Genomic DNA, 20,385 nt, shown 5'->3' on the forward strand with positions numbered 1-20,385 from the left:
GCTAACGGAAGTCCCGTGACGCGATAGCCTGCGGCGCAGGAAGTGGCTCGAAGCCGTGCGCGATGACGTTGAACACGCCCTCAGGGGAGCGGTCTGCAACTCCACGCACGATGAGCGCTGGGGAGGACTGGGCGACGAATCTGTGTGTCTGCCACACCTTCGCCCAAACGACGATGTTGACCGTGCCGCTCTCGTCCTCGAGGGTGAGGAAGGTGACACCGGCAGCGGTTCCCGGCCGCTGCCGGTGTGTGACGAGTCCCGCGACTTCGATGGTTGAACCGTTGGGGGAGTTCCTTGCGAGGTCTGAGCGGGCGATGCGTCGGGCGTCGAGCTGTTCCCTGAGGAGCGCGAGCGGGTGGGTGCCCGTCGCAACGCCCGTCGTCCAGAGATCAAGCGAGGTTTGCTCGGCATCGGTGAGTAGCGGGAGTAGTGGTGGCTGCACGTGCACCGCGATGCCCGGGAGAAAACGGTCGCGGTTCTCAGACGCCGGTCCCGCGCCCCAGAGCGCTTCGCGCCGGCTCATTCCAAGCCCAGTGCACGCCCCGGAAGATGCGAGCGCCTCAAGCTGTTCACGGTCGAGATCCGCGCGCCGCGCAAGGTCCGCGAGGTCAGCAAACGGGCCCGCTGCGCGTGCGGCGACGATGCGTTCAGCGACCCGCTCCCCGATACCGCGCACCTCGGCAAGTCCGAGTCGCACGGCGAACCGCCCGTCACGGCGATGCTTGCCGCTCGTGTCAGGCGCCGTCTCGTCGAACGGCCCGACCGGCGGGTGCGTTCGCGCTGCGCAGGCTGGGATGCCCGTTGGCGAAGCCGGGTGCGCGTGCTGGTCAGCCGCGTGAGCTGCGTTGCCTCCGCTGGTCTCGACTCCCGCGTGCACAGCCGAGAACTGCACATCGGGTGGCAGCACCTCAACACCGTGCCGCTTCGCGTCCTCGGCGAGGCTGCGCGCCGAATAGAAGCCCATCGGCTGCGACTGCAAGAGCCCGGCGAGAAACACCGCGGGGTAGTGCAGCTTCAACCAAGAGCTCACGTACACGATGAGCGCGAAGCTGATCGAGTGGCTCTCGGCGAAACCGAAGTCGGCGAACGACTCGAGCTGCGTGTACACGAGCTGCGCCTGCTCGCCTTCGATGCCGTTCTCGCGCATCCCAGCGAAGATCTTCTCGCGCAGCGAATCCATGCGCTCCTTGCCGCGCTTTGACCCCATCGACCGGCGCAGCAGGTCAGCGTCCTCGCCCGTGCAACCGCCGACGGTCGTCGCGATCTGCATGAGCTGTTCCTGGAAGAGCGGGATCCCGAGCGTCCGCGCGAGCACTGGCTCGAGGCTCGGGTGCGAGTACGTGATCTCCTCTTTGCCCGCTCGGCGCCTGAGATACGGGTGCACCGCGCCGCCCTGGATCGGCCCCGGCCTGATGAGCGCGATCTCGATGACGAGGTCGTAGAAGCAGCGCGGCCTGAGCCGTGGCAGCGTGTTGAGCTGTGCGCGGCTCTCGACCTGGAAGACGCCGATCGCGTCGCCGCGGCAGAGCATGTCGTAGACCCCGGCTTCCTCCTTCGGGATCGAGTCGAACGTCCACTCTTCGCCCGTCGCAGCAGCGACCATGCGGAGCGTCTTGTCGATCGCGCTGAGCATGCCGAGGCCGAGCAGGTCGAACTTCACGAGCCGCATCGCCGCGCAGTCGTCCTTGTCCCACTGCAGCACGGTGCGGCCGTCCATGCGGGCGTGCTCAATCGGGCAGACCTCGCCGACCGGTCGCTCCGTGAGCACCATGCCGCCCGAGTGGATCCCGAGGTGTCTCGGCGCGCCCTTGAGTTCGCCGGCGAGCCGCAGCACTGGCTCGGGGATCGCGGCGTAGGGGGAGCCTGGGTCGTCGCTCGGAGTGTTGCCTGGTTTGCCGGCCCGGCCTCTGCTCTTCGCGCGGGCTCGGCCGGAGTCGCGCGCGTTCCCGCTCTTATGGACCGGAGCAGGCTCGGGCGGTGCTCCTTGCCCGTGCGCTGCGCCCGCATGCGCGCCTAGTGCGTCACCGCTCGCATGCGCGTCTAGCGCATTCCCGCCCGCCGTGCTGCCGCCCTGCGCAGCATCGGAGGCAGCTGGCATGGTGCCGCTGCCAGCCGGCCCGGCCGCCTCGGGGAAGTCGTCGTGGTGGCTGATGCTGCCCGTCCATGCTCGCTGCTCCGCGGGGCTGTAGCCAAGCGCCTTCGCTGCATCCCTGATCGCGGCCTTCGGGCGGTACGTGATGACGTTCGCGACCTGCGCCGCGTTTCGCCTGCCGTACTTCTCGTAGACGTACTGGATGATTTCCTCGCGCCGCTCCGAGTCGAAGTCGACGTCGATGTCCGGTTCCTCCTCGCGCAGGCTCGACAGGAACCGCTCAAACGGCAGCCCGTAGAAGATCGAGTCGACCGAGGTGACTTTTAAGAGGTAGCAGACCGCCGAATTTGCGGCGGATCCGCGCCCCTGGCACAGGATCCCGCGGGCGCGCGCCTCACGCACAATGTCGTGCACGATGAGGAAGTATCCGGGGAAGTCGAGCTGTTCGATGACGTCGAGCTCGCGCTCGATCCGCTCACGCCGCGGCCCGTCCAATGTTTCGGGTCCTGCCCCATAGCGTTCCCGCGCGCCGTCCCATACGAGCTGGCGCAGCCAGCTCATTTGTGTGTGCCCCGCGGGAAGGTCGAGCTTCGGGAGCCGCGGTGTCGCCTCCCTGAGCGGGAACGCGAGCTCTCGCGCGAGCGGAACGGTGCGGGCGACAGCGCCAGGGAAGCTGGCGAAATGGCGGAGCATCGCCTTGGGGCTTCGCAGGTACGAGGCGCCGCTCGCCTGCAGATGCGGATCGAGCTCAGCGAGGCTGCGCCTGGCGCGGATCGCGGACATCGCCTCCGCGGTGCGGGTCTCTGGCCTGGTCGCGGCGTGGATCGCCCCCGTTGCGAGCGTTGGTAGCCCAGCGTCGCCCGCGAGCGTGGCGAGCAACTCGTTGCGTGCGTCATCGCCTGGGTGCCCGTGGTGTGTGAGTTCGACGAAGACGTTGTCCTTCCCGAACAGTGCGGTGAGACGGTCAAGCTCGGCGCTGGCTGCGCCGTACCCGAGGAGGCCGCCGCCCTGCCAGCCGGATGCCGCAGCGCTCAGCGTAGCCGCGTCGCCGCCGTGCGCGTCGCGCTCGAGCGCCCGCCGCACGGCGCCCTTGCGGCAGCCAGTGAGGATCACCCAGTCGCCGTCAGCGGCAGCCGCGAGCTCCTCAATGTCGTAGACGGGCCGCCCCTTTTCACCGCCTGCGAGCTGTGCCTCGGTGATTGCCGCGGCGAGCCGATGGTACCCGGTTGCGCCCCTCGCGAGTGCGAGGAGGTGTGTGCCTGCAGGATCCGCTGCGCCTAACTGTGGTGCGTCGAGCCCGAGCGTGAGCTCCGCACCGTACACGGTGAGGAATTCGGGCGCTGAGAGCGCGGCCTCCGCGAAGCGCGGCGCACCGTAGAACCCGTCGTGATCGGTGAGCGCGAGGCCAGCGAGCCCGAGCCTGCGCGCCTCGGTCACGAGCTGCTCGGGGGAGGAAGACCCGTCAAGGAAGCTGTAGTGGGAGTGCGCGTGCAGCTCAGCGTACGCGGGCTCTTCCGCCCCCGGAGCGGCCTGGGCGCTTGTCTGCGGCTCAGTCATAGCGGCCCTCCGCAAACCAGCTGGCGGCGGCCCCAGCCAGCTCCCCCTCACGGATTCGAGCAAGCAGCAGCCAGCTCTCGCCCGTATCGAGCTCAACCTGCACACGAAAGCGCTCTGGCCTGCCGTCCCACCAACGTTCGCGAATTGGCCAGGGCTTCGACCACCCACGCACCACACCGGGGGTGGGCTGCGCCTCAACCCTCAGCGTGTGCGGTGTTGCGGCGAGCAACTCGTCCGTGTCGACGCCAACGACCGCGCCGCTCGCATCGAGAAGCTGCGCCCGCAGCGGGGGCGCGAACACGAGAGTCGGCGTTGGGGTATCGAGCGCACCAGGCCACGGCCCAGGAGCGCGTTCGCGTCGCGGGGCCGACCCCCAATGCGTGAAGCGCTGCCGCTCGAGCAACAACCGGCCACCGTCCAGCGACACCGTGCCGACACCGCCAGGCCCCAGGAGCCCCTGCGCGCGGCTGAGGTGGTGGTGGACACGTTCGTCCGGTCCGCTGGTCCACAACCCCGGCTCGTGCGACGCAGTGCGGTCCGTCAACACCGGCGCGATCCGCACCGCAGCGATCCCGGCACCAGCCCGCTCCTCACCGCCCCCGGAAGTGAGCCCAGCGACGAGGCTCTCTGACTGCCAACGGAGCCGTGCGAGTGTGTCCTGCGGGGAGAAGAACCGTGGGTGCGCCCAGTCGCGTTCGTGCCGCACACCGATGTCGTCGGTGAGGGTTACTCGCAGCGATGTGCACACGAGCCGTTCCTCGGTGAGCGCGCCAATGAACCGCTCTGCGAGTGAGCTGCACGCGAACGCGAGCTGTTCGGTCCCAGCGATCGGGGGCTCGAAATCAAGGCCGAGCGAAAAATCACGCTCCGCCTGCTGGGCGCGGATCGGCTCCCCGCGTTCCGCATCCTCACCGTTCGCGTGCCGGTGCGCGAGCACCCCCGCCGGCCCGAAACGGGCCCGAACGGCATCCTCCGGGAGCGCGGCAAATGCGCCGAGCGTGTAGATCCCGAGCCCAGGGAGCAGCTCAGCGAGGCGTTCGTCCGTGCCGACCGCGACGGGGAGATTGCTGAGAAAAGCGGCGGATCCACCAGGCGCAATGATCCGCACGCCATCACTGGGTGCAGGGGCTGCGCTCGCCGCCTGCTCAGCGGCGAACCGGCCGTCAGCGATCCCGACGCGCGCGACACCGAGCCCCTCAGCGAGCGCAAAGTCGAGTAACGCGTCCGCAACCTCGCGCTCGCCGCCGTAGTAGCGCGCAGGCCCGCGCGCCCGCATCGCGACGAGCCCGGGACGAATCCTCTCGATCTCTGGCACGAGCTCGGTGAGTTTTGCGAACACCGGGGCGAAATCCGGCGGTTCCTGCTCATCGGGATTCTGGGCCGCGCCGCCCCGCCGGGCGTTCCCGCCCCGTGCGTCGCCGGCCGTGCGTTCGCGTGGCCACTCGACGAGGTGGAGAGCAATGACGCGTTGCGGTGGCATCACTCACACCGCCCTCAGCGTGCGGACGGGTGCTGTCTGGCGGCGATCCACCGTGAGGCAGCCGCGCTCAAAGCGGACCGAATGTCGCTTCGTGCCGCGCCGGTCTTCCGACTGCACCGTAAGCTCGCGTGTGGCGAGCGCCCCGTTACCTGCTCCGAGACCGGTCCAGCGCGATGACACCACAGTGAGTCTCGACTCGCTCTTCGCCCACTCGCCGACAACCACCAGCGCTGAGCCGTGCTCACGCAGCCGCGCACCCAGGCGCTCGATGTCGGCGGGGGAGACCCTGGTGTCGAAACGCGCGACGACGACCGAGAGCGTCTCGCTGAGCGTGCCTGCGAGCGTGAGCGCGTGCCTTCCAGGCTCGGGGATGAGCACACACCTATCGAGCGCGATGCCGAGCGACACGGCCGCCTCCGCACCAAACGCGGGGCACCCGAGCACCCCGCACCACGCGCCGCCCCTCGACGCCTCGGCAAGAAAAGCGAGCGCCAATTGCCATGAGCCCTGAACCGAATACGCTGAGCCAGCGCGAAGCGCACCCCCGGGCAACAGTGCACCGAGCCCCGGAGCTGTTGGGAGGGCGCGCTCGTCGATCCGCAGCGGCTGCATCTCGGTGATGCGCTGCCGCAGGTCGGGAATCGAAGCGGCGGAACTCATGCGACCATGTTCGAACATATGTTCGAATACGTCAAGCTGGACACGGTGGTGCCCGCGTGTCGGCGAAGCGGCATAGGATGGGGGTGATGAATGAGGACGATCTTGAGGATTACGAACGCGAAGCCGAGCTGGCGCTGTTTCGCGAATATCGCGATATCGCGAGTCAGTTCCGCTACGTAGTCGAGACCGAGCGCCGGTTCTACCTCGCCAACGAGGTGGATCTGAAGCGCAATGACGCCGGAAATGACTTCTACTTCGAGCTCACGATGAGCGACGTGTGGGTGTGGGACGTGTACCGCTCCGACCGGTTCGTGAAGTCCGTGCGCGTGCTCACGTTCAAGGACGTGAACGTCGAGGAGCTGTCTGCCCGCGAGTTTAAGCTGCCGCAGGAACTCTCGATCGACGAGTAGGCAATGCGGCTGCACGCTGGGTGACCGTGGCCTGACGGGCTCGGGGAGCCCACACGGGCCCTGAGCGTTCTCCACACCCCGAATGCGTGGCGCGGGAGAGCCTAACTTCCCACACCGCGCACCGTCTTCCCGAGGCGCAATGCGCAGCGTCGCAGACTGGGGTGATGGCACCATCACCCTCGTACTCGCCGCCCAGGGGTCGCTCGTTCCAACGCGCCCTCGCAGTAGTCCTGACGTTTTGGGCAGCTGCCGCCCTATCTGCTGCCCCCGCCAGCGGCACTGGCCAAGGCAACTCCGTTGAGCTAGCTGTGCCAGCTGTGCCAGCTGTGCTAGCTGCGCCGGCTCCCCACGCAGCGCCGAGTCGTGACAGTGAATTCTGGCGGCCCCCGCTCGGAGCGCCGCTGCGGGTATCTGGCCCGTACCGGCCTCCGCCGACGCCGTACGCGTCTGGGCACAGGGGGATCGATCTGCCGGCTGCTCCCGGTGACCCGGTCGATGCGCCCGTCGCCGGAACCGTGAGCTTCGTTGGGAAAGTCGCCGACCGTTACGTGCTTTCAGTTCGAGTGAATTCGCGTACGGTCGTGTCGTTCGAGCCCGTCGAGCAACCAGCGGGGGGACTCGCGGAGGGCGACGAGGTTGTCAGGGGGCAGTCGATTGGTGAGGTTGCTCAGGGTGGCCACTGTCTTGCGGAGTGCCTGCATCTCGGGGTCCGTGTCGACGATGAGTATGTGAACCCACTGCAGTACTTTTACGCGCGGCCGGTGTTGTTGCCGTTGGGGTCGGGCTGAGCAGTGTCGGGAGATAGCCCGAGGAGTCGGAGCTGAAGGCCAATGCCATCAGCAACGGTGATGCCAGCTGAGCCTGAAACGTGCTTCATGCCGTCGAGCGTTGCGAGGAGGAGTGTGGCGACGTGTTCTGGGGTGGTGTCTGCGAGGGGCAGGCTGATCTCGCCCCTGGACTCGGCGTCCCGCAGCGTGTCGGCTAGCCTGGCGGTTAGGTCTTCCCTCGCCTGTTTCACGACATCACCAACGAGCTCGATGCTGGCGTCGAAGAGCTCTGAGCCGTGGGGGCTGGCCGCGATTTCTGCCATGAGTCCTGAGGAGAACGCCTGTAGTGCTGCGTGGATTCGTTCGAATGTGCCAGCGGGGGCGACGAGTGCTGCGTCAACGGCGGCCATCGATTGTTGGTGTGCGCGGATCGATCCGGCGCGGAATATGTCCTCTTTGTTCGAGAACAAGAGGTAGAGAGCGGCCCGAGACATTCCCGCTGCTGACGCGATGTCTTGCATTGAGGTCTTCCGGTAACCGTACTGGCAGAAGACGGGGAGTGCCGCGTCAAGAATGCGCTCTGACTTCGACTCTAAGTTCCTCACGACTCAATATTGACACTTTAGTCATAAAGTGTCAATATGATCCATCGGGCCCGCGGCGACGCGTTTGTCTCGCCCCTCGAGGCGTATCGCCCCACCTTTTCGCACGGCCGTGTGGGCGAGGCGGGTCGATGTCGCGCATCCCGCAGCGGTCGTGCACATTGCCGGCCGAACTCATTCGAATGGAGCTCACACGTGAACACACAACCGGACGGCGCGACTACTGCCGAGAGCGCCCGCTTGGCTGACGATATCCGCGCAGCAGAGCGTGCTCGACTTCGCTCGCTCGTGGCAGCTGACATGGACACGGCGGCGAGCTTGCACTCGGAGTCGTTTCAGCTCATCACCCCGATTGGTGCGCTGCTTGACAAGACTGAATATCTGGGAGCGGTCGCCTCGGGGCACATTGACTACCTGTTGTGGGAGGCGGGGGAGATCGCAGTGCGTTTCGCGGGGAGCGCGGCGATCATTCGCTATCGTGCTGACCTGGAAGTCGCTTTCGGGGGACACCGTGTTGCCCGAACACAGTATTGGCACACGGACTCATACGAGCTCGGCGCTGACGGTTGGCAGGCTGTGTGGTCCCAGGCAACGGCCATCAGTGTGCCCGGTGGGCCAACCGCATAGCGGGTTGCGCACGCTGTAGCTGGAGAGCTCGCGTATCCGCAGGGGTGTGCTCACCCAGCAGCCGTCACGCTCGGGGGTGCGCCTGCTTGTAGGTCGCGGCGAGCCGCTCCATCGAGACGTGCGTGTACACCTGCGTGCTTGAGAGGCTCGCGTGGCCGAGCATTTCCTGGACGACGCGGAGGTCGGCGCCGCCGTCGAGCAGGTGCGTCGCCGCGGTGTGCCTGAAGGTGTGCGGGCCGCTGGGGCCCCCGCCGGGTTCTTGCTCAAGTTCGCGAGCGACGAGCCGGTACACGGCACCCGTGTTCAGGGGCACCCCGTTGCGGTTGCCGATGAATAGCTTTCCTGTCGCTGGCGGCCGGGGCAGCCCAGCCTGCTCCTCTGTTTCCTGACGCGCAAGCAAGGCATCGCGTGCCCCAGACAGGTAGCGTTCGAGTGCGCGGCCGGCAGGCGCCCCAAGGGGCACGACGCGCTCCTTGTTGCCCTTGCCGACAACGCGGACGCTGCGCTCTCGCCGGTCAAAGCCGGCGAGTTCTAGTGAGGTGAGTTCGGAGACGCGTAGCGCTGAGGAGTACAGCAGCTCGAGGACCGCGAGGTCACGGATGTGTTCGGGGTCGCCCGTCGCGGCACGTTCGGCGACCCGATCGAGCACGCGTGCCATCTGCTCCTGGGAGAGGACCCGGGGGAGCGCCTTCGGGACGCGAGGCGTACGCAGGCGTGAGGCAGGGTTACCGGGAACCATGCTGCGCGACTCAAGCCATGACCCAAACGACTTCAGCGTTGCGACGTTCCTGGCAATCGTCGCGGGCGCGAGCTTGCGTTGCTGTCGCTCCCACAGCCAGGAACGCATGAGCTCGAGGTCGGCGTCCGCGAGGTTGGGGTGCCCCTGCTCCTCAGCAAAACCCGTGAAGTTGGTGAGGTCGCGCCGGTATGAGCGGATCGTGTGCTCGGAGTAGCCGAACTCGAGACGTGCGGCATCGAGGAACGTGGACACGGCCTCGCTGAGCTTCATGCCCCCATCTTGGTCGAAGAAGTGAAATACAGGGTGTCTGAGCGCGGTGGTTCGTGCTTTTCCCGGCTGGCTACGAGCTGCGTATGCGGCTCACAGTCACGGCTTCACGTGGAATCATTCGCGCCGCAAGAGCAACCACCGCACCGCCTCATCGTCCGCTGTCTCATCCCGGCGCACATATTTGAGGAGCTCAAGCTCGGCGAGCGTCTCCGTCGCATCTTCTACAGACACGCCCGCCCGGACTGAGACATCTGCTGCGGAACGGCTGCCCTGCAGCGGGAGCGCGTCGAGGATGCGCAAATGCAGCGACGGCGATCGGCCCGTCGGGTCGTACTGCTGGTCATCGGCGCTGAGAAGCGGATCGGGTGTCTCAACACCGAGCAACTCGCGCAGCTCAGCCCCGTTCGTCACGAGCGTCGCCCCGTACTCACGGATGAGGCGGTGACACCCTGCCGAGGCGCCGGACGTCACCGGTCCAGGCACTGCTCCGAGCGAACGCCCCAGTTCAGCAGCGTGACCGGCGGTGTTGAGCGTGCCAGAGCGGGTTCCTGCCTCGGTCACCAGGACAGCCTTGGAGAGCGAGGCAATGATTCGGTTGCGTTGCAAAAAACGCCATCGAGTGGGGGCTGCGCCTGGCACAAGCTCGGAACAGATCGCGCCTTCAACTGCGATCGTGGCAAGCATTTGGTCGTGTGAGACGGGATACGCCCGGTCTGCTCCGCCCGCGAGTACCGCGATGGTTGTCGTACCCGTCGCAAGCGCTGTGCGGTGGGCGACCGCGTCGATCCCGTATGCCGCTCCCGAGACAATGCTGAAGCCAGCAGCGCCAGCCTCGGCCGTGAGGTCGGCAGTGACGTGACTGCCGTAGCCGGTGCACGCTCGCGCGCCGACGACGGCGAGCGATGGGGAAGCGAGAGTATCCGCTTTCCCGCGAACCCATAGCGCGAGCGGTGCGTGCCTGCCGAGATCATCGAACTGAGCTGGCCACAGCGATGACTCCGGCGTCAGTAGGGTCATCTCCGTGGCAACAGCCGAACGCAGATCGCGGACGGTAGCCGCCCGATCGAGTCTCGGACGCCATCGTTTCAGCCCGGCACTCAGCTGCGTCGCTGAGAGGGACCCGGCGGTATCTGGTGCTGCGCTGAGGGCCCTCCCCGACGCTTTGGTTGCATGGGGTTCCCCAATGAGGTCAAGCGCGCGGAGCGGTCCGAGCGTGCCGATGAGGAGGCCAGCTGCTGCATCCCCTGGCTCAGCGAGGCGTGACCAGACGGCTCTCGCGAGGAGAACGGCAAGCGCGTCCTCCGAGACGGAATCTTCGCCGTGGAGTTCGGAGAGCAGGCCGCGTGTTTCCTTGTCGGGGCGGATCGTGCGTTCGCGCTTGTCTCCCGTCGCGCCCAGGCCCTCGGGCATGTCAGCGGATGGGGATGATGTGTGATCGTTCATGTCGAGCTTCCTCTCAGCGTGAGTGCCTGGGCGACCTCACTTCGCCCGGGGCTTGGGCGCCCGGCGAGGTCTGCGATGGTCCATGCGACTCACAGGACAATGAAATAACATAGGTGCATGAGCGGAGCACTGAAGGCGGGAGCGAAGGCCGGCCTGTACTGGCGGCAGAGCGTCGACGAGAAGGACGGCATCGAGCGCCAGCGAAAGAAGACCCGCATGATGGCGAAGGCCCGCGAGTACGTCGTCGTGGCGACTTACGAGGACAACGCGACCAGCGCGAGCAAGGGCCGCGGCACCGCGAAGTGGGCGCAGCTGCTCGACGACGCGGCTGCGAATCGGATCGACGTGGTGATCGCCGTGGACGTGGACCGGCTGCTGCGCTCGATCACCGACCTCGCCGACCTGATGCGCACCGGCGTGCGCGTGCTCACCGTCGACGGCGAGATCGACCTGACCAGCGCCGACGGCGAGCTGCGGGCGACGATGCTGGCGGCCGTGGCCCGGTTCGAGGTGCGCCGGAAGTCCGAGCGCCAGAAGCGCGCGAACGAGCAGCGCGCGGCGAAGGGGCTGCGCGTCGGGGGCCGCAGGCCCTTCGGCTACGAGAAGGACGGTGTGACGGTGCGCCAGGCCGAGGCCGACGCGATCGTGCTGGGGTACCGTATGATCGCCAGGGGCGAGTCCCTCGGCGCCGTGGCACGGGCCTGGAACGACGCGGGCTTCACGACCGGCCAGAGCAAGCGCCTGAGCAAGACCGAGAAGGAGGCCGGGAAGACTCCCTCGCCCTCCGCTTGGACCCGCAGCGGCGTCCGCGACGTGATGCTGAACCGCCGCAACATCGGGCAGCTCGTCTACCTCGGCGAGGTGCAGAGCGCGCCGGCCCAGTGGGAGCCGATCCTGCAGGGCGACGACGCCGACCTCTTTGAGCAGGTGCAGTCGATACTGCTGGACCCGGGGCGGCGCAGGCCCGGTCGCAACCCTGTGGGGCTTCTCACCGGGGTCGCGCTGTGCGGCGTCTGCGGCGCGACGGCGCACGCCGGCGGCAGCGCGCGCCGGGGCGTGCGCGGGTACCGGTGCTCTGGCAGCACGGGGCACTTCTCTCGCATGGCCGAGCCCGTCGAGGACTTCGTGACGCGCATCGTGGTGCGACGCCTGGCCAGGAAGGACGCCATCCGCCTGCTGAGCCCCTCGAAGTCCATCGACGCCCGCAAGCTGCGTGCCGAGGAGCGCCGCCTGCGGGAGCGGCTCGACGCGCTCGCCGCCGAGTTCGCGAAGCCCGACTCGGCCCTGACCGCGTCGCAGCTCGGCATCGCGTCGAAGGGCATCAAGGACCAGCTCGCCGCCATCCAGGCGGAGCTGTCGGACGCGGGCCGGGTCGAGCTGCTCGGCGAGCTGGTCGGGCTCGGCGGCGACACTGCCCAGTCGCGCGAGGCGGCCGTGCGCGCCGTGTGGGAGGCCCTCAGCGTCGAGCGCCAGCGCGAGGTTGTGCGGGAGCTGCTCACGGTGACCCTCCACCCGGTGGGCCGCGGCGTGCGCACGTTCAGGCCGGACACGGTCGGCATCGAGTGGGTCGAGGCGAAATAACCTGCGCGCCGATTTGCGATCATATGATATATTTGTGAGTGCGTAAGATATGCGCACCGACAATTCAATAGTGGCTGAACGAACATGCACCACGTGCTGCCCAGGCAGGCGTGCGGTCGGGAGAGAGTGACGCGGGCTCCCGGCTGAACGAAGCGTCCCACAGACTCAACCTCAGCATCTCCTCACACCTCGGCACCAGCACGAAGCAGAACCACAACCCCCTGTCGTGACAGCGACACGGGCAGCCCCGTCCGTCGGCAGACGGCCGAACCAGGCAGCACCAACTACGCCGGTGCCCTGGTTCGTCGTGTTCTCCGAAGGAGAGCCGCCGTGGGGAACCCCGCAACCATCGCTGAGCGACACAGCCACTACCTCGACATCCACCAGGCGATCGCCCTGGGCTACGGCACGATGGCGACGATCCGCCGCCGCATCGCCTCCGGCGAGCTGCCGCGCGTCAAGATCATCCGTGACGGGAAGCGCAGGAACGTCTTCGACCCCGCCGACCTCGACCGCGTCCTCGGGGCGCGGCCGGAGCCCGTCGGCCCGGCCGCCGCGGAGGCGGCGCTCGACGCCGCCGTCGACGAGGTCGTCGCCAAGGCCCCCCGGCTGAGCGCCGCGCAGCTCGCGCGCCTCGGCTCGATCTTGGACGGGGGTGCTCGCTGATGGCACCCGATACGGACCAGGCGCCGCCGCCAAAAGAAGAAGCCCCCGACCTGGGTCGAGGGACTTCCGAAGCGTTTGGCGGCGCTGAGATCAATACTACAGGAACGTCCGCGTTCCTGCCAGACGAGGATCCCGTGGACGACTCGTCTACGAGCACATCCGGCAGCGTGCCAGTGCGCAAGAGGCAGCACAGGCTCCACGATCCGAGCTTCCGCCCGACGTCGAAGGACACCATCGTGTCCGACGCCACCGGCGAGTACCTCTCGATGATCGCGGCGAACCCGGCGCTGACCCTCGCGGAGATCCGTGACGGGCTGCTCCGCCACATCAACAACGCGATCGCCGCGGAGTCGCGCCTGCGCCACAAGGCCGTGGCCAACGCCCCCGCGATCTCGACCCTCGACGCGCTGGACGAGGCCACCGCGGTGACCGTCGTGCTCGCCCGCCACCGCATCGTGCGCCTCGACTTCACCCGCGGCGGCGACAGCGCCGCCTCCAGGTTCGTCGCCATGTACCACGAGCTCGGCGACCACGCCGGCCTCTATGTGGAGGACGACGAGGCGATCCAGAGGCTCATTGCCGGGCTCGTGCCCTCGATGAAGCAGAACGCGATCGAGTCCGCGTTCAAGCGGCTCGCAAGCATGGCCCCGGTCGCCGTCCCCACGCAGGAGCCGCACCTGGTCCCCGTCCGCAACGGCGTCTTCGACACCGCGCGGATGGAGCTGCTTCCGTTCAGCCCCGACTGGGTGTTCCTCTCGAAGTGCGCCGTCGACTACGACCCGGATGCCGAGAGCCCTGTCATCACCCACCCTGTCGACGGCACCGTCTGGGAGGTCGAGCAGTGGATGGCCGAGCTGAGCGACGACGAGGGCGTGCCCGAGCTCCTCTGGGAGGTCGTCAGCGCCGTTCTCAGGCCGTACCTGAGCTGGAACAGGGTGCCGTACTTCGTGGGGCCGAACGGCAACGGGGGCAAGGGCTCGGTCCTGGAGCTCATGCGTGGGCTCGTCGGGAGGGGCGCCTACGTGTCGATCCCGCTCGCGCGGTTCGGCAAGCCCTTCGCTCTCACGGGTCTTTTGAAGTCGTCTCGCGTGCTAACCGACGAGAACGCCGTCGGCGCTCTCGCCCAGGACCTCGACGACTTCAAGGCTGTTGTCACCGGTGACCCCGTAATGGTCGACCGCAAGTACAAGGACCCCGTCATGCTGCACTGGAACGGCTTTATGGTGCAGTGCATGAACACGATGGCGCCCAGGGTCAAGGACAAGTCCGCCTCGTTCATGCGGCGAGCGCTCGTGGTGCCGCTGACCAAGTCGTTCACCGGGGTCGAGCGCAAGTACATCAAGGACGAGTACCTCGCCCGCGAGGACGTGCTGCGGTACGTGCTGAAGCGCGCGCTGCACATGGACCACGTCGAGCTGTCCGAGCCCCTCGTGTGCCGACGGGCCTGGGCGTCCTGGTTCAACACGAACAACTCCGTGCGCGGCTTCTGGGAGGAGTTCGAGCCGCAGTTCGCATGGGATCTCCTGCCGCTGGCGTTCCTCTACGACCTTTACAAGGCGTGGTTCGCGGAGGTCGAGCCCGGAGAGAGGCCCGAGGGCTTCAAGCACTTTGTGGAGGGCCTCAGGTCGCATCTCGACGGCTCCGCCCACTGGCAGTGCCCGGCGGGCCCGGAGCGCATCAAGAAGCTGATGGCCATGCCAGAGCCGCTGATCGCCGAGTACGACCTCGTCAAGTGGAAGAACACGCTGGCGAGTGGCAACAACCCGCTCTCCGTCGGTGCGTTCGACAAGCCGAAGGCGAGCTATCGCTGCATCTTGCGCGCGGTACCTGCCGCTGCTCAGGCTGCGTCCACGGATGACGAGGGTGCCGGCGGCTGAGCGTCGGCACAGATCACGAGATCGGAGTACACGAGAAAGAGAGAAACACCATGAGCAACACCTACAGCTACTTCGACGTCGTCGAGGCCGCCAACTCCCTCGCGAGCTACGCGGAGGACGCGCTTGAGACTTTGCCTTCTGAGGCGCAGCTCATGATGCAGCACGCGCAGGTCTGAGCACTGGGGTGACTGCCCCCGGATTCCAAGTCTTGATAAACACCCGAGCCGCCCATGAGCGACGGCTACCGCGCCCGTCCAACCGGCCGTTCGCAAGCTATATACAGGAAAGGAGTTCCTTATGGTTAGGAACAACATCCCTCAGAAGCACCTTGACGGCGCTGAGGCTGTCCGTAGGAGCATTGACGCCGCTCGTCGTTGTCTTGGTCGCATCACGGTGTCAGACGGGCACAAGGAGTTGTGCGATGCCGCCGCTGCTCATGCGGCTATCGCGCAGGCTGAGGCGACTCTGTTGCTTGTGGAGCAGCAGCAGGTCGCTAATGAGCATTCTCGAGTTCACGCTTGGCTGAGGCTTGCCGCAAGCTGGGAGAAGATCAACCCTTGGTTGAAGCGGGAGGAGCATGCCGAGTCAAGCGACTCTGAGGACGGCGATAATCAGCTCACCCTCGGTCCTTGGGTGAACGAGCTGAAGCCTGGAATTCGCGATCTGTTTAAGCGCGTGTTTCTGGGTGAGGCAAAGTTGGCTGATCGCAGGCCGGTGAGTCCTGATTCGGTGCCGTCGCCTTGGGACGTGACTCCGAAGTAGCACTCGCTACTCGTGTTGAGGCTCTGTGCGTTTATGTGACGCGCAGAGCCTCTTCGTGTTTTGCTGACGGCAGCGGAGCATCACAGCGCCAGCTGTGGATAACCTTGTGCCGTCCGGTCGACGAGCGCAGCGAGGAGGCCGGCGGGGCGAGCCCGGCTGCGCGGAGGGCAGGAGTACCCCAGGAGCCCCAGTGGGGCTCCGCAGGGGCGAGGGAGCACAGCGACCGAAGTAAGGGCCCGGCGAGCGCAGCGAGACCGGGTGAGGAGACGGCGAAGACCGAGCGCAGCGAGGTCTGAGACGTCGACGAAGGCGTGTTGGCTATGCCAACTCCGAAGCAAGTTTAGACAGGAGCGCAGCGAGTGGATAAACGCAGCGAAGGACCACGCCCCCTTATGCTCTTTTCGTTACTTACCTCGTTTCGCCGCCTTAGCGGTGAAACAGGTATGGAATCTGCTGGAGAATCAACGAAGTTGCGGGGGGCCTCGGCCCTAGGTGCCTAGGGTAGCCCCGGAGGGGCCTCGGTAGAGCCTAGGTGCCTGACCCCCGCTACTTCGTTGGAAAGACGCGGAAGCACGGGCGCCCAGGATTATGGGACCTCTGGTCCCGGGGCGCCTGTGTAGCGCGAAGCGCTGAGAAGCGGTGGCGCCCCCGGGGCGCCTCCGCTCACTCTTCCGTGTCGACCGCAGCCCCGAAGGCTGCGACCATTGCCTCTCTCCAGCGCGAGACCGGGCTCTGCACGGTCTCCTCATCGCACGCTTCATCGCTGCAACGCACCCCCGTCGCAGACGGGTCACATCGCATGCTACAGACCTGCCTCTGGGGACGTCGCCGCCTCCGTCGCGGGGATGTCCCCAGGACTGCAGCGGGACTGTCGCACGGCCTCTGCGACCCTGTCGCTGAGCCTGTGGATAACTCGGTGGCGCGTTGGCAATGTCTTGGACGTGTGTTGTGTTGGTGCTGACCGGTGCGGTGAAAATGAATACCCCCGAGGCGTGTGCCTCGGGGGTATTCATTTGGTGAAATAAATGAGCCCCTGCAGCGCTGTGCTGCAGGGGCTCGCTCGATGGGTAATTAGTAGTGATCCAGGATCGGGTGCGTGTGGATCTTTCCGTCGCGGATAGTGACCATCAGCTCTCGTGATGCTTCTCGTGCGAGCGCGGGAAGCAGTTCGCGTTCGATATTGCTCTGGAGGTGGCGTGCACCGAGTGCGGGGTTTCTGCGGTGGCTGGCGAGCCACGACGGGACCTCTGGTGCGTAGTCGAGTCGCCATCCGATGCCTGTGAGGCGGCCGCTCAGGCGTGCGAGTTCGTCGTGCGCGAGTTGCTGGATCGCGTTCTCGTCGAGGGGGTCGAAGCAGATCGTCTCGGTGATTCTGCCGAGCAGCTCCGGCGGGAGCACTCGTTCGATTTCTTGGAGTTGGCGGCTGCTGTCGAATGTGTGTGTGGAGCCGAACCCGGTGCCTGGTTTTGCTCCTTCCCTGACGCCGAGGTTCGACGTCATGATGATGATTGTTTCAGCGAACGAGGCGGTATTTCCCCAGCCGTCGGTGAGGCGCCCCTCGTCAAAGATCTGGAGGAACAGCGGCCAGACCATTGGGTTGGATTTCTCGAACTCGTCGAGCAGGAGCACGGTGCGGGGTTGCTGGATGATCCTCGTGGTGAGGAGTCCTTCGGTGCTGCTCTTTTTCCAGATTCGGTGCCCACCGATGAGTTTCATGACGGAGTCTTCGTGCGTGCTGTACTCGCTCATGTCGAGGCGGATGAGGGCCTCTTCGGTGCCGTACACGGTTCGTGCGAGCTGTTTCGCAGCCTCGGTCTTGCCGACTCCGGATGGGCCAGCGAACAAGAACACCCCGTGGGGGCGCTCTGGTCGTAGCGTGAGGCCGGACAGTGCCGGGGCGAGCCTATCGGCGACCGTGTGGATTGCGGCGTCTTGCCCTCTGACGACTTCGGTGAGCCGGTCACGCAGCTCGGTCGCGGTTTTCGCGGCGGGGAGAGCCGCGAGTGCGAGGTGGTCTGGTGTCAGCTGCACTCGGGTGGTTCGCTGTTCGATCTGTGCACGTGCGATCGCGGTGTCGATGCGCTCTAACGCGAGCCGCGGGTGCACGTAGGCATCTGTCGGCGTTGGCGGTGTGAGTGCGTGCTCGATGACGGCGGGGGTGATCTCCGTGTTGATGTGGGAGAGCTGTGGCAGCGCGAGTGATTCGGTGGCAACGATCCTTGTCAGCGCCTCGTTTGGGAGGGGCTCGAGTTGTACGCGATGCAGCTTTGAGATGCGTACGGGTTCAGCTTCGGCAAGTTCAGCGTACTTGCGTTCGTCATACACCAGAATGCTGCGGAGGCCGTACTCGTTCGCGTAGCTGTTGAGCAGGCTGATGACCCCCAGATGTTTCGTGTCCGTGTGCATGTCGGAACGGAGGTCGATGTTATCGACCACGAGCACCGTCGAGTCGGAGAGGCCTTCTGCGTGCAACACGTCGATCATGTCGGCGAGCTCGGTCCCAGAATCACCACCGGGCAGTTCCGCGACGCGCAAGCGAAGGGTGGAGTGTGCTGCGTGCACGACTGCAGCGACCTCAGCAAGAAATGCGGTGCGACCGACACCGGGTCTTCCAGTGACGGCGACGATCTGGGGTTTCGTGCGGAGCAGTTGAGCAGCGGTTTCGTGAGCGAGGTCTGGGCGATGGAACTGGTGGCTGGGTGCGAGCAGACGTGTGTTCGATGCTGACTCCACGGCGCGGGTGTTGCGCAGGGCGTTGTAGCCGGTAGACCGTGAGTGTGTGGTGTTGTCAAAGAGTTCGAACTCGTTGACGATGGTGTCCATCGAGTGGGTGGCTGTGGTGGGCATGAGACCTCCAGTAACGGTGTATCCCGAACCCCGCATGCAGCCTCGTGACCAGAGAGCTACAGGGAAGGCGCTGATATCGAGGGTGGTCAGAATACAGGCGGAAGACGGGCCGAGAGCTACAGATAACGAGATACCTGCCAAGTGCGCGGGAAGCTAGGGTCCCAAGCAAAGTCACATCGTGAAGCCGGATGTGAAGTCGGTGCGCGGGAGCCCACCAACCGTGTCAAATCAGCGCAATTCGTTTCCGGGCTATCGACGTGTCTCTGAACTAGGAGATACCTATTAGCATCCCCTGTTCCTCCCGTGACGCCTGTGGCGTCACAGTCTTTCGCGGCTGCTTGTCGTGTGAGACAGAACCGGCAGTGCGCGAAGCGACTTCTCGCGTCGGGTGCAACGAAAACCCCCGAGGGATCTCTCCCTCGGGGGTCGTCATCGCTGTTGCGGGGTGTTCTGGGTTTAGGAGCAGCCTTGTCCGTTCGGAGACTGGGACATGCCCGGAGGGCATCCGCCGCCTCCGTTCGGGGGCACGATGATGGTCCCGCCGCCACCGCCACCGCCGCCGGTGCTGCCACCGCCGCCACCACCACCGTAGTAGTCGTCGTAGCTGTTGTCCCAGCTTTCCTGCTCGGCCTGGCGAGCGGCCTCCTCGGCCGCGGCCTGCTCGGCAGCGAGGCGAGCGGCTTCCGCTGCTGCAGCCTCCTCGGCAGCCTTCTTCTCCGCGGCGAGGCGAGCAGCCTCGTCAGCCTGGAAGAGGGCGAAGTCCTCGGTGAGTGCAGTGGATGCAGCGTCGAGCTTCTTCGCGGCGTCGGTCACGGCTGTGACCTGAGCGTCGATCGCCGTGGCGTCCTCGCGGGTCTCGCAGGTGTCAGCGAGCACCTTCTCGGCCTTGGCGAGCTCCGCCTTGGCGTCGGTGACGTCCTTTACGAAGTCGGCGCCGCTCTGGCGAGCGGGCACCGCCTTGACCTCGGGCTTGTCGCCCTCGGCCTTCTGAGCCTTCACCTCTTCGACGGCCTTGCGGTCGGCGTACTTGGTGCTGGTGCCCGCGGCGCTCTCGGGGAGCGTGGTGCTTTCTGCGGCCGTCAGTGCCGCGTCAGCGCCCTGCTGTGCGGTCTTCGCGGTCGTGCGGGACTGAGCTGCGCCCTCGGTAGCCGTCACGCAGAGAGCCTGCGTCTCGGCGTTGTAGTTGCTCACTGCAACGGCGGATGCGACGCCACCGCCGAGCACGAGCGCAACTGCTGCGGCGATCGCGATGATCGCCTTCTTCTTCTTCGCGCCGGCACTCTTTTGTGTGTCGCCGGTGTTGCTGCTCTTGTCAGCTATGGCTGCCACCTCCTTCTTTGTCTGTGATGTTCTTGTGTCTTGCCGGGCTACTCAGCCCAGCAGGTGGCCCAGAGGCCGGAACCGGCCTGCTGAGCGATGGTCTGGTCCTCGGTGTACTGGCCGCCGGTGTCCTTGGCCCAGCCCGCGCGCACGAGCACGGGGCCATAGCCCCAGTCGCCCATCGCGATCTTCGCGACGTGCTGACCCTCGGCGTTGACGGTGTCGAAGCCTTCCTGGTAGGAAACTCGCCACTCGGCGATGTACATGGTGCGGTCCTCGATCTCGTGGAGCGCACCGGCGCGGGCCTCGTCGAAGCCGCACTCGCCCTTCGCGGGACCTTCGACGCCCCAGGGGACGACGACGACGCCGTCGTTGGCGGGGTGACCGCCCGCGTAGGCCACGAGGTTCAGCCCGATGGACGTGCCGTCGGCGATCATGCCGTCGGGCCCCTCGTGCAGCGCGGTCCAGTCGTCAGCGGGACCCTCGGGGACCCACGCCTCGGGGGCGGGTTCAGGAGTCTGAGTCTGCTCGGGCGCGACGGTCTCGTTGGGGGTCTTGGTGTTCTCGGTGGAGCAGCCGGTGAGGGCCGCGAGCAGGGCGATCGCCGCGGCGACGGTCGCGATGGTCTTTTTCTTCGTTGGCACCAACATGGCGTGGCCTCTTTCCTGTTCTTGTGTGAAGTCGC

General features: G+C 66.4%; 18 protein-coding genes. 8 read left to right on the forward strand and 10 right to left on the reverse strand.

What is annotated here, in order from left to right; genetic code table 11:
• Window position 1: 1 nt before the first annotated feature.
• Genes SD72_RS00945 through SD72_RS00955 form a run of 3 tightly spaced genes read right to left on the reverse strand, consistent with a single transcriptional unit; the run spans window position 2 to window position 5,789 of the window.
• Window positions 2-3,649 carry a PHP domain-containing protein gene (locus SD72_RS00945; RefSeq protein ID WP_042542539.1) on the reverse strand — a complete coding sequence of 1,216 codons (3,648 nt, stop codon included), beginning with the start codon at window positions 3,647-3,649 and terminating at the stop codon, window positions 2-4.
• Window positions 3,642-5,129, reverse strand: a complete 1,488-nt coding sequence (locus SD72_RS00950; RefSeq protein ID WP_157000394.1) for a DNA polymerase Y family protein — start codon at window positions 5,127-5,129, stop codon at window positions 3,642-3,644. The genes SD72_RS00945 and SD72_RS00950 overlap by 8 nt, the downstream gene beginning before the upstream one ends.
• 3 nt (window positions 5,130-5,132) lie before the next feature.
• Complete coding sequence (locus tag SD72_RS00955) at window positions 5,133-5,789, reverse strand: hypothetical protein (protein ID WP_052492383.1); 657 nt, start codon at window positions 5,787-5,789, stop codon at window positions 5,133-5,135.
• A gap of 86 nt (window positions 5,790-5,875) precedes the next feature.
• Between SD72_RS00955 and SD72_RS00960 the strand changes: the two genes are divergently transcribed.
• Window positions 5,876-6,199, forward strand: coding sequence for a DUF2469 domain-containing protein (locus SD72_RS00960; RefSeq protein WP_042542541.1), 324 nt, complete (start codon window positions 5,876-5,878; stop codon window positions 6,197-6,199).
• A 164-nt stretch (window positions 6,200-6,363) separates the two neighbouring features.
• The gene (locus SD72_RS17220) at window positions 6,364-6,987 is read left to right on the forward strand and encodes a M23 family metallopeptidase (protein WP_084766653.1); all 624 of its coding nucleotides are present in this window, start codon (window positions 6,364-6,366) and stop codon (window positions 6,985-6,987) included.
• Here the strand turns inward: SD72_RS17220 and SD72_RS00970 are convergent.
• A complete protein-coding gene (locus tag SD72_RS00970) occupies window positions 6,948-7,571 on the reverse strand; it encodes a TetR/AcrR family transcriptional regulator (RefSeq protein WP_042542543.1) in 624 nt (207 codons plus the stop codon). The two genes, SD72_RS17220 and SD72_RS00970, sit on opposite strands and share 40 nt — an antisense overlap.
• A 192-nt stretch (window positions 7,572-7,763) precedes the next feature.
• On the opposite strand from SD72_RS00970, the gene SD72_RS00975 reads away from it, so the two are divergent.
• Window positions 7,764-8,195 (forward strand): nuclear transport factor 2 family protein, encoded by a 432-nt coding sequence (locus SD72_RS00975; protein ID WP_198141812.1) that lies wholly within the window; start codon window positions 7,764-7,766, stop codon window positions 8,193-8,195.
• A 64-nt stretch (window positions 8,196-8,259) separates the two neighbouring features.
• Here the strand turns inward: SD72_RS00975 and SD72_RS00980 are convergent, their stop codons facing one another.
• From SD72_RS00980 to SD72_RS18555, 3 genes are all read right to left on the reverse strand, one after another.
• Window positions 8,260-9,204: a tyrosine recombinase XerC gene (locus tag SD72_RS00980; RefSeq protein ID WP_042542544.1), complete on the reverse strand. Its 945-nt coding sequence runs from the start codon at window positions 9,202-9,204 to the stop codon at window positions 8,260-8,262.
• Window positions 9,205-9,318: 114 nt separating this feature from the next.
• Window positions 9,319-10,647 carry a DNA-processing protein DprA gene (gene dprA, locus SD72_RS00985; RefSeq protein WP_052492361.1) on the reverse strand — a complete coding sequence of 443 codons (1,329 nt, stop codon included), beginning with the start codon at window positions 10,645-10,647 and terminating at the stop codon, window positions 9,319-9,321.
• Window positions 10,644-10,724 carry a hypothetical protein gene (locus tag SD72_RS18555; protein WP_332307486.1) on the reverse strand — a complete coding sequence of 27 codons (81 nt, stop codon included), beginning with the start codon at window positions 10,722-10,724 and terminating at the stop codon, window positions 10,644-10,646. The genes dprA and SD72_RS18555 overlap by 4 nt, the downstream gene beginning before the upstream one ends.
• A gap of 40 nt (window positions 10,725-10,764) precedes the next feature.
• Here SD72_RS18555 and SD72_RS00990 point away from each other — a divergent pair, with 40 nt between their 5' ends.
• The 5 genes from SD72_RS00990 to SD72_RS01005 all read left to right on the forward strand — a co-directional run bounded on the left by SD72_RS00990 (window position 10,765) and on the right by SD72_RS01005 (window position 15,533).
• Complete coding sequence (locus tag SD72_RS00990; RefSeq protein WP_042542545.1) at window positions 10,765-12,228, forward strand: recombinase family protein; 1,464 nt, start codon at window positions 10,765-10,767, stop codon at window positions 12,226-12,228.
• Between the two features lie 330 nt (window positions 12,229-12,558).
• On the forward strand, window positions 12,559-12,894 hold the full coding sequence (locus SD72_RS00995; protein WP_042542546.1) for a hypothetical protein: 336 nt from the start codon (window positions 12,559-12,561) through the stop codon (window positions 12,892-12,894).
• Window positions 12,894-14,771: a DNA primase family protein gene (locus tag SD72_RS01000; protein ID WP_084766655.1), complete on the forward strand. Its 1,878-nt coding sequence runs from the start codon at window positions 12,894-12,896 to the stop codon at window positions 14,769-14,771. The genes SD72_RS00995 and SD72_RS01000 overlap by 1 nt, the downstream gene beginning before the upstream one ends.
• Window positions 14,772-14,821: 50 nt before the next feature.
• The gene (locus tag SD72_RS18430; RefSeq protein ID WP_255498837.1) at window positions 14,822-14,947 is read left to right on the forward strand and encodes a hypothetical protein; all 126 of its coding nucleotides are present in this window, start codon (window positions 14,822-14,824) and stop codon (window positions 14,945-14,947) included.
• A gap of 121 nt (window positions 14,948-15,068) precedes the next feature.
• Window positions 15,069-15,533, forward strand: a complete 465-nt coding sequence (locus SD72_RS01005) for a hypothetical protein (protein WP_042542547.1) — start codon at window positions 15,069-15,071, stop codon at window positions 15,531-15,533.
• Between the two features lie 1,071 nt (window positions 15,534-16,604).
• Here the strand turns inward: SD72_RS01005 and SD72_RS16700 are convergent.
• From SD72_RS16700 to SD72_RS16710, 3 genes are all read right to left on the reverse strand, one after another.
• Complete coding sequence (locus SD72_RS16700) at window positions 16,605-18,380, reverse strand: AAA family ATPase (protein WP_198141813.1); 1,776 nt, start codon at window positions 18,378-18,380, stop codon at window positions 16,605-16,607.
• 456 nt (window positions 18,381-18,836) lie between these two features.
• On the reverse strand, window positions 18,837-19,709 hold the full coding sequence (locus tag SD72_RS16705; protein ID WP_052492364.1) for a hypothetical protein: 873 nt from the start codon (window positions 19,707-19,709) through the stop codon (window positions 18,837-18,839).
• Between the two features lie 38 nt (window positions 19,710-19,747).
• Entirely contained in the window at window positions 19,748-20,344 is a 597-nt protein-coding gene (locus tag SD72_RS16710) for a hypothetical protein (protein WP_157000395.1), read from the reverse strand.
• Between the last annotated feature and the right edge of the window lie 41 nt (window positions 20,345-20,385).

Origin of the sequence: Leucobacter komagatae, assembly GCF_000834055.1 — a bacterium.
GTDB lineage: Bacteria > Actinomycetota > Actinomycetes > Actinomycetales > Microbacteriaceae > Leucobacter > Leucobacter komagatae_A.

Excerpts from the sequence above, each read along its gene's own strand:
- SD72_RS16700 (WP_198141813.1), bottom strand. The coding sequence starts at position 18,380 with ATGCCCACCACAGCCACCCACTCGATGGACACCATCGTCAACGAGTTC.
- SD72_RS00960 (WP_042542541.1), top strand. The coding sequence starts at position 5,876 with ATGAATGAGGACGATCTTGAGGATTACGAACGCGAAGCCGAGCTGGCG.
- SD72_RS00950 (WP_157000394.1), bottom strand. The coding sequence starts at position 5,129 with ATGCCACCGCAACGCGTCATTGCTCTCCACCTCGTCGAGTGGCCACGC.
- SD72_RS18430 (WP_255498837.1), top strand. The coding sequence starts at position 14,822 with ATGAGCAACACCTACAGCTACTTCGACGTCGTCGAGGCCGCCAACTCC.
- SD72_RS00990 (WP_042542545.1), top strand. The coding sequence starts at position 10,765 with ATGAGCGGAGCACTGAAGGCGGGAGCGAAGGCCGGCCTGTACTGGCGG.
- SD72_RS01000 (WP_084766655.1), top strand. The coding sequence starts at position 12,894 with ATGGCACCCGATACGGACCAGGCGCCGCCGCCAAAAGAAGAAGCCCCC.
- dprA (WP_052492361.1), bottom strand. The coding sequence starts at position 10,647 with ATGAACGATCACACATCATCCCCATCCGCTGACATGCCCGAGGGCCTG.
- SD72_RS00980 (WP_042542544.1), bottom strand. The coding sequence starts at position 9,204 with ATGAAGCTCAGCGAGGCCGTGTCCACGTTCCTCGATGCCGCACGTCTC.
- SD72_RS17220 (WP_084766653.1), top strand. The coding sequence starts at position 6,364 with ATGGCACCATCACCCTCGTACTCGCCGCCCAGGGGTCGCTCGTTCCAA.
- SD72_RS00955 (WP_052492383.1), bottom strand. The coding sequence starts at position 5,789 with ATGAGTTCCGCCGCTTCGATTCCCGACCTGCGGCAGCGCATCACCGAG.
- SD72_RS00945 (WP_042542539.1), bottom strand. The coding sequence starts at position 3,649 with ATGACTGAGCCGCAGACAAGCGCCCAGGCCGCTCCGGGGGCGGAAGAG.
- SD72_RS01005 (WP_042542547.1), top strand. The coding sequence starts at position 15,069 with ATGGTTAGGAACAACATCCCTCAGAAGCACCTTGACGGCGCTGAGGCT.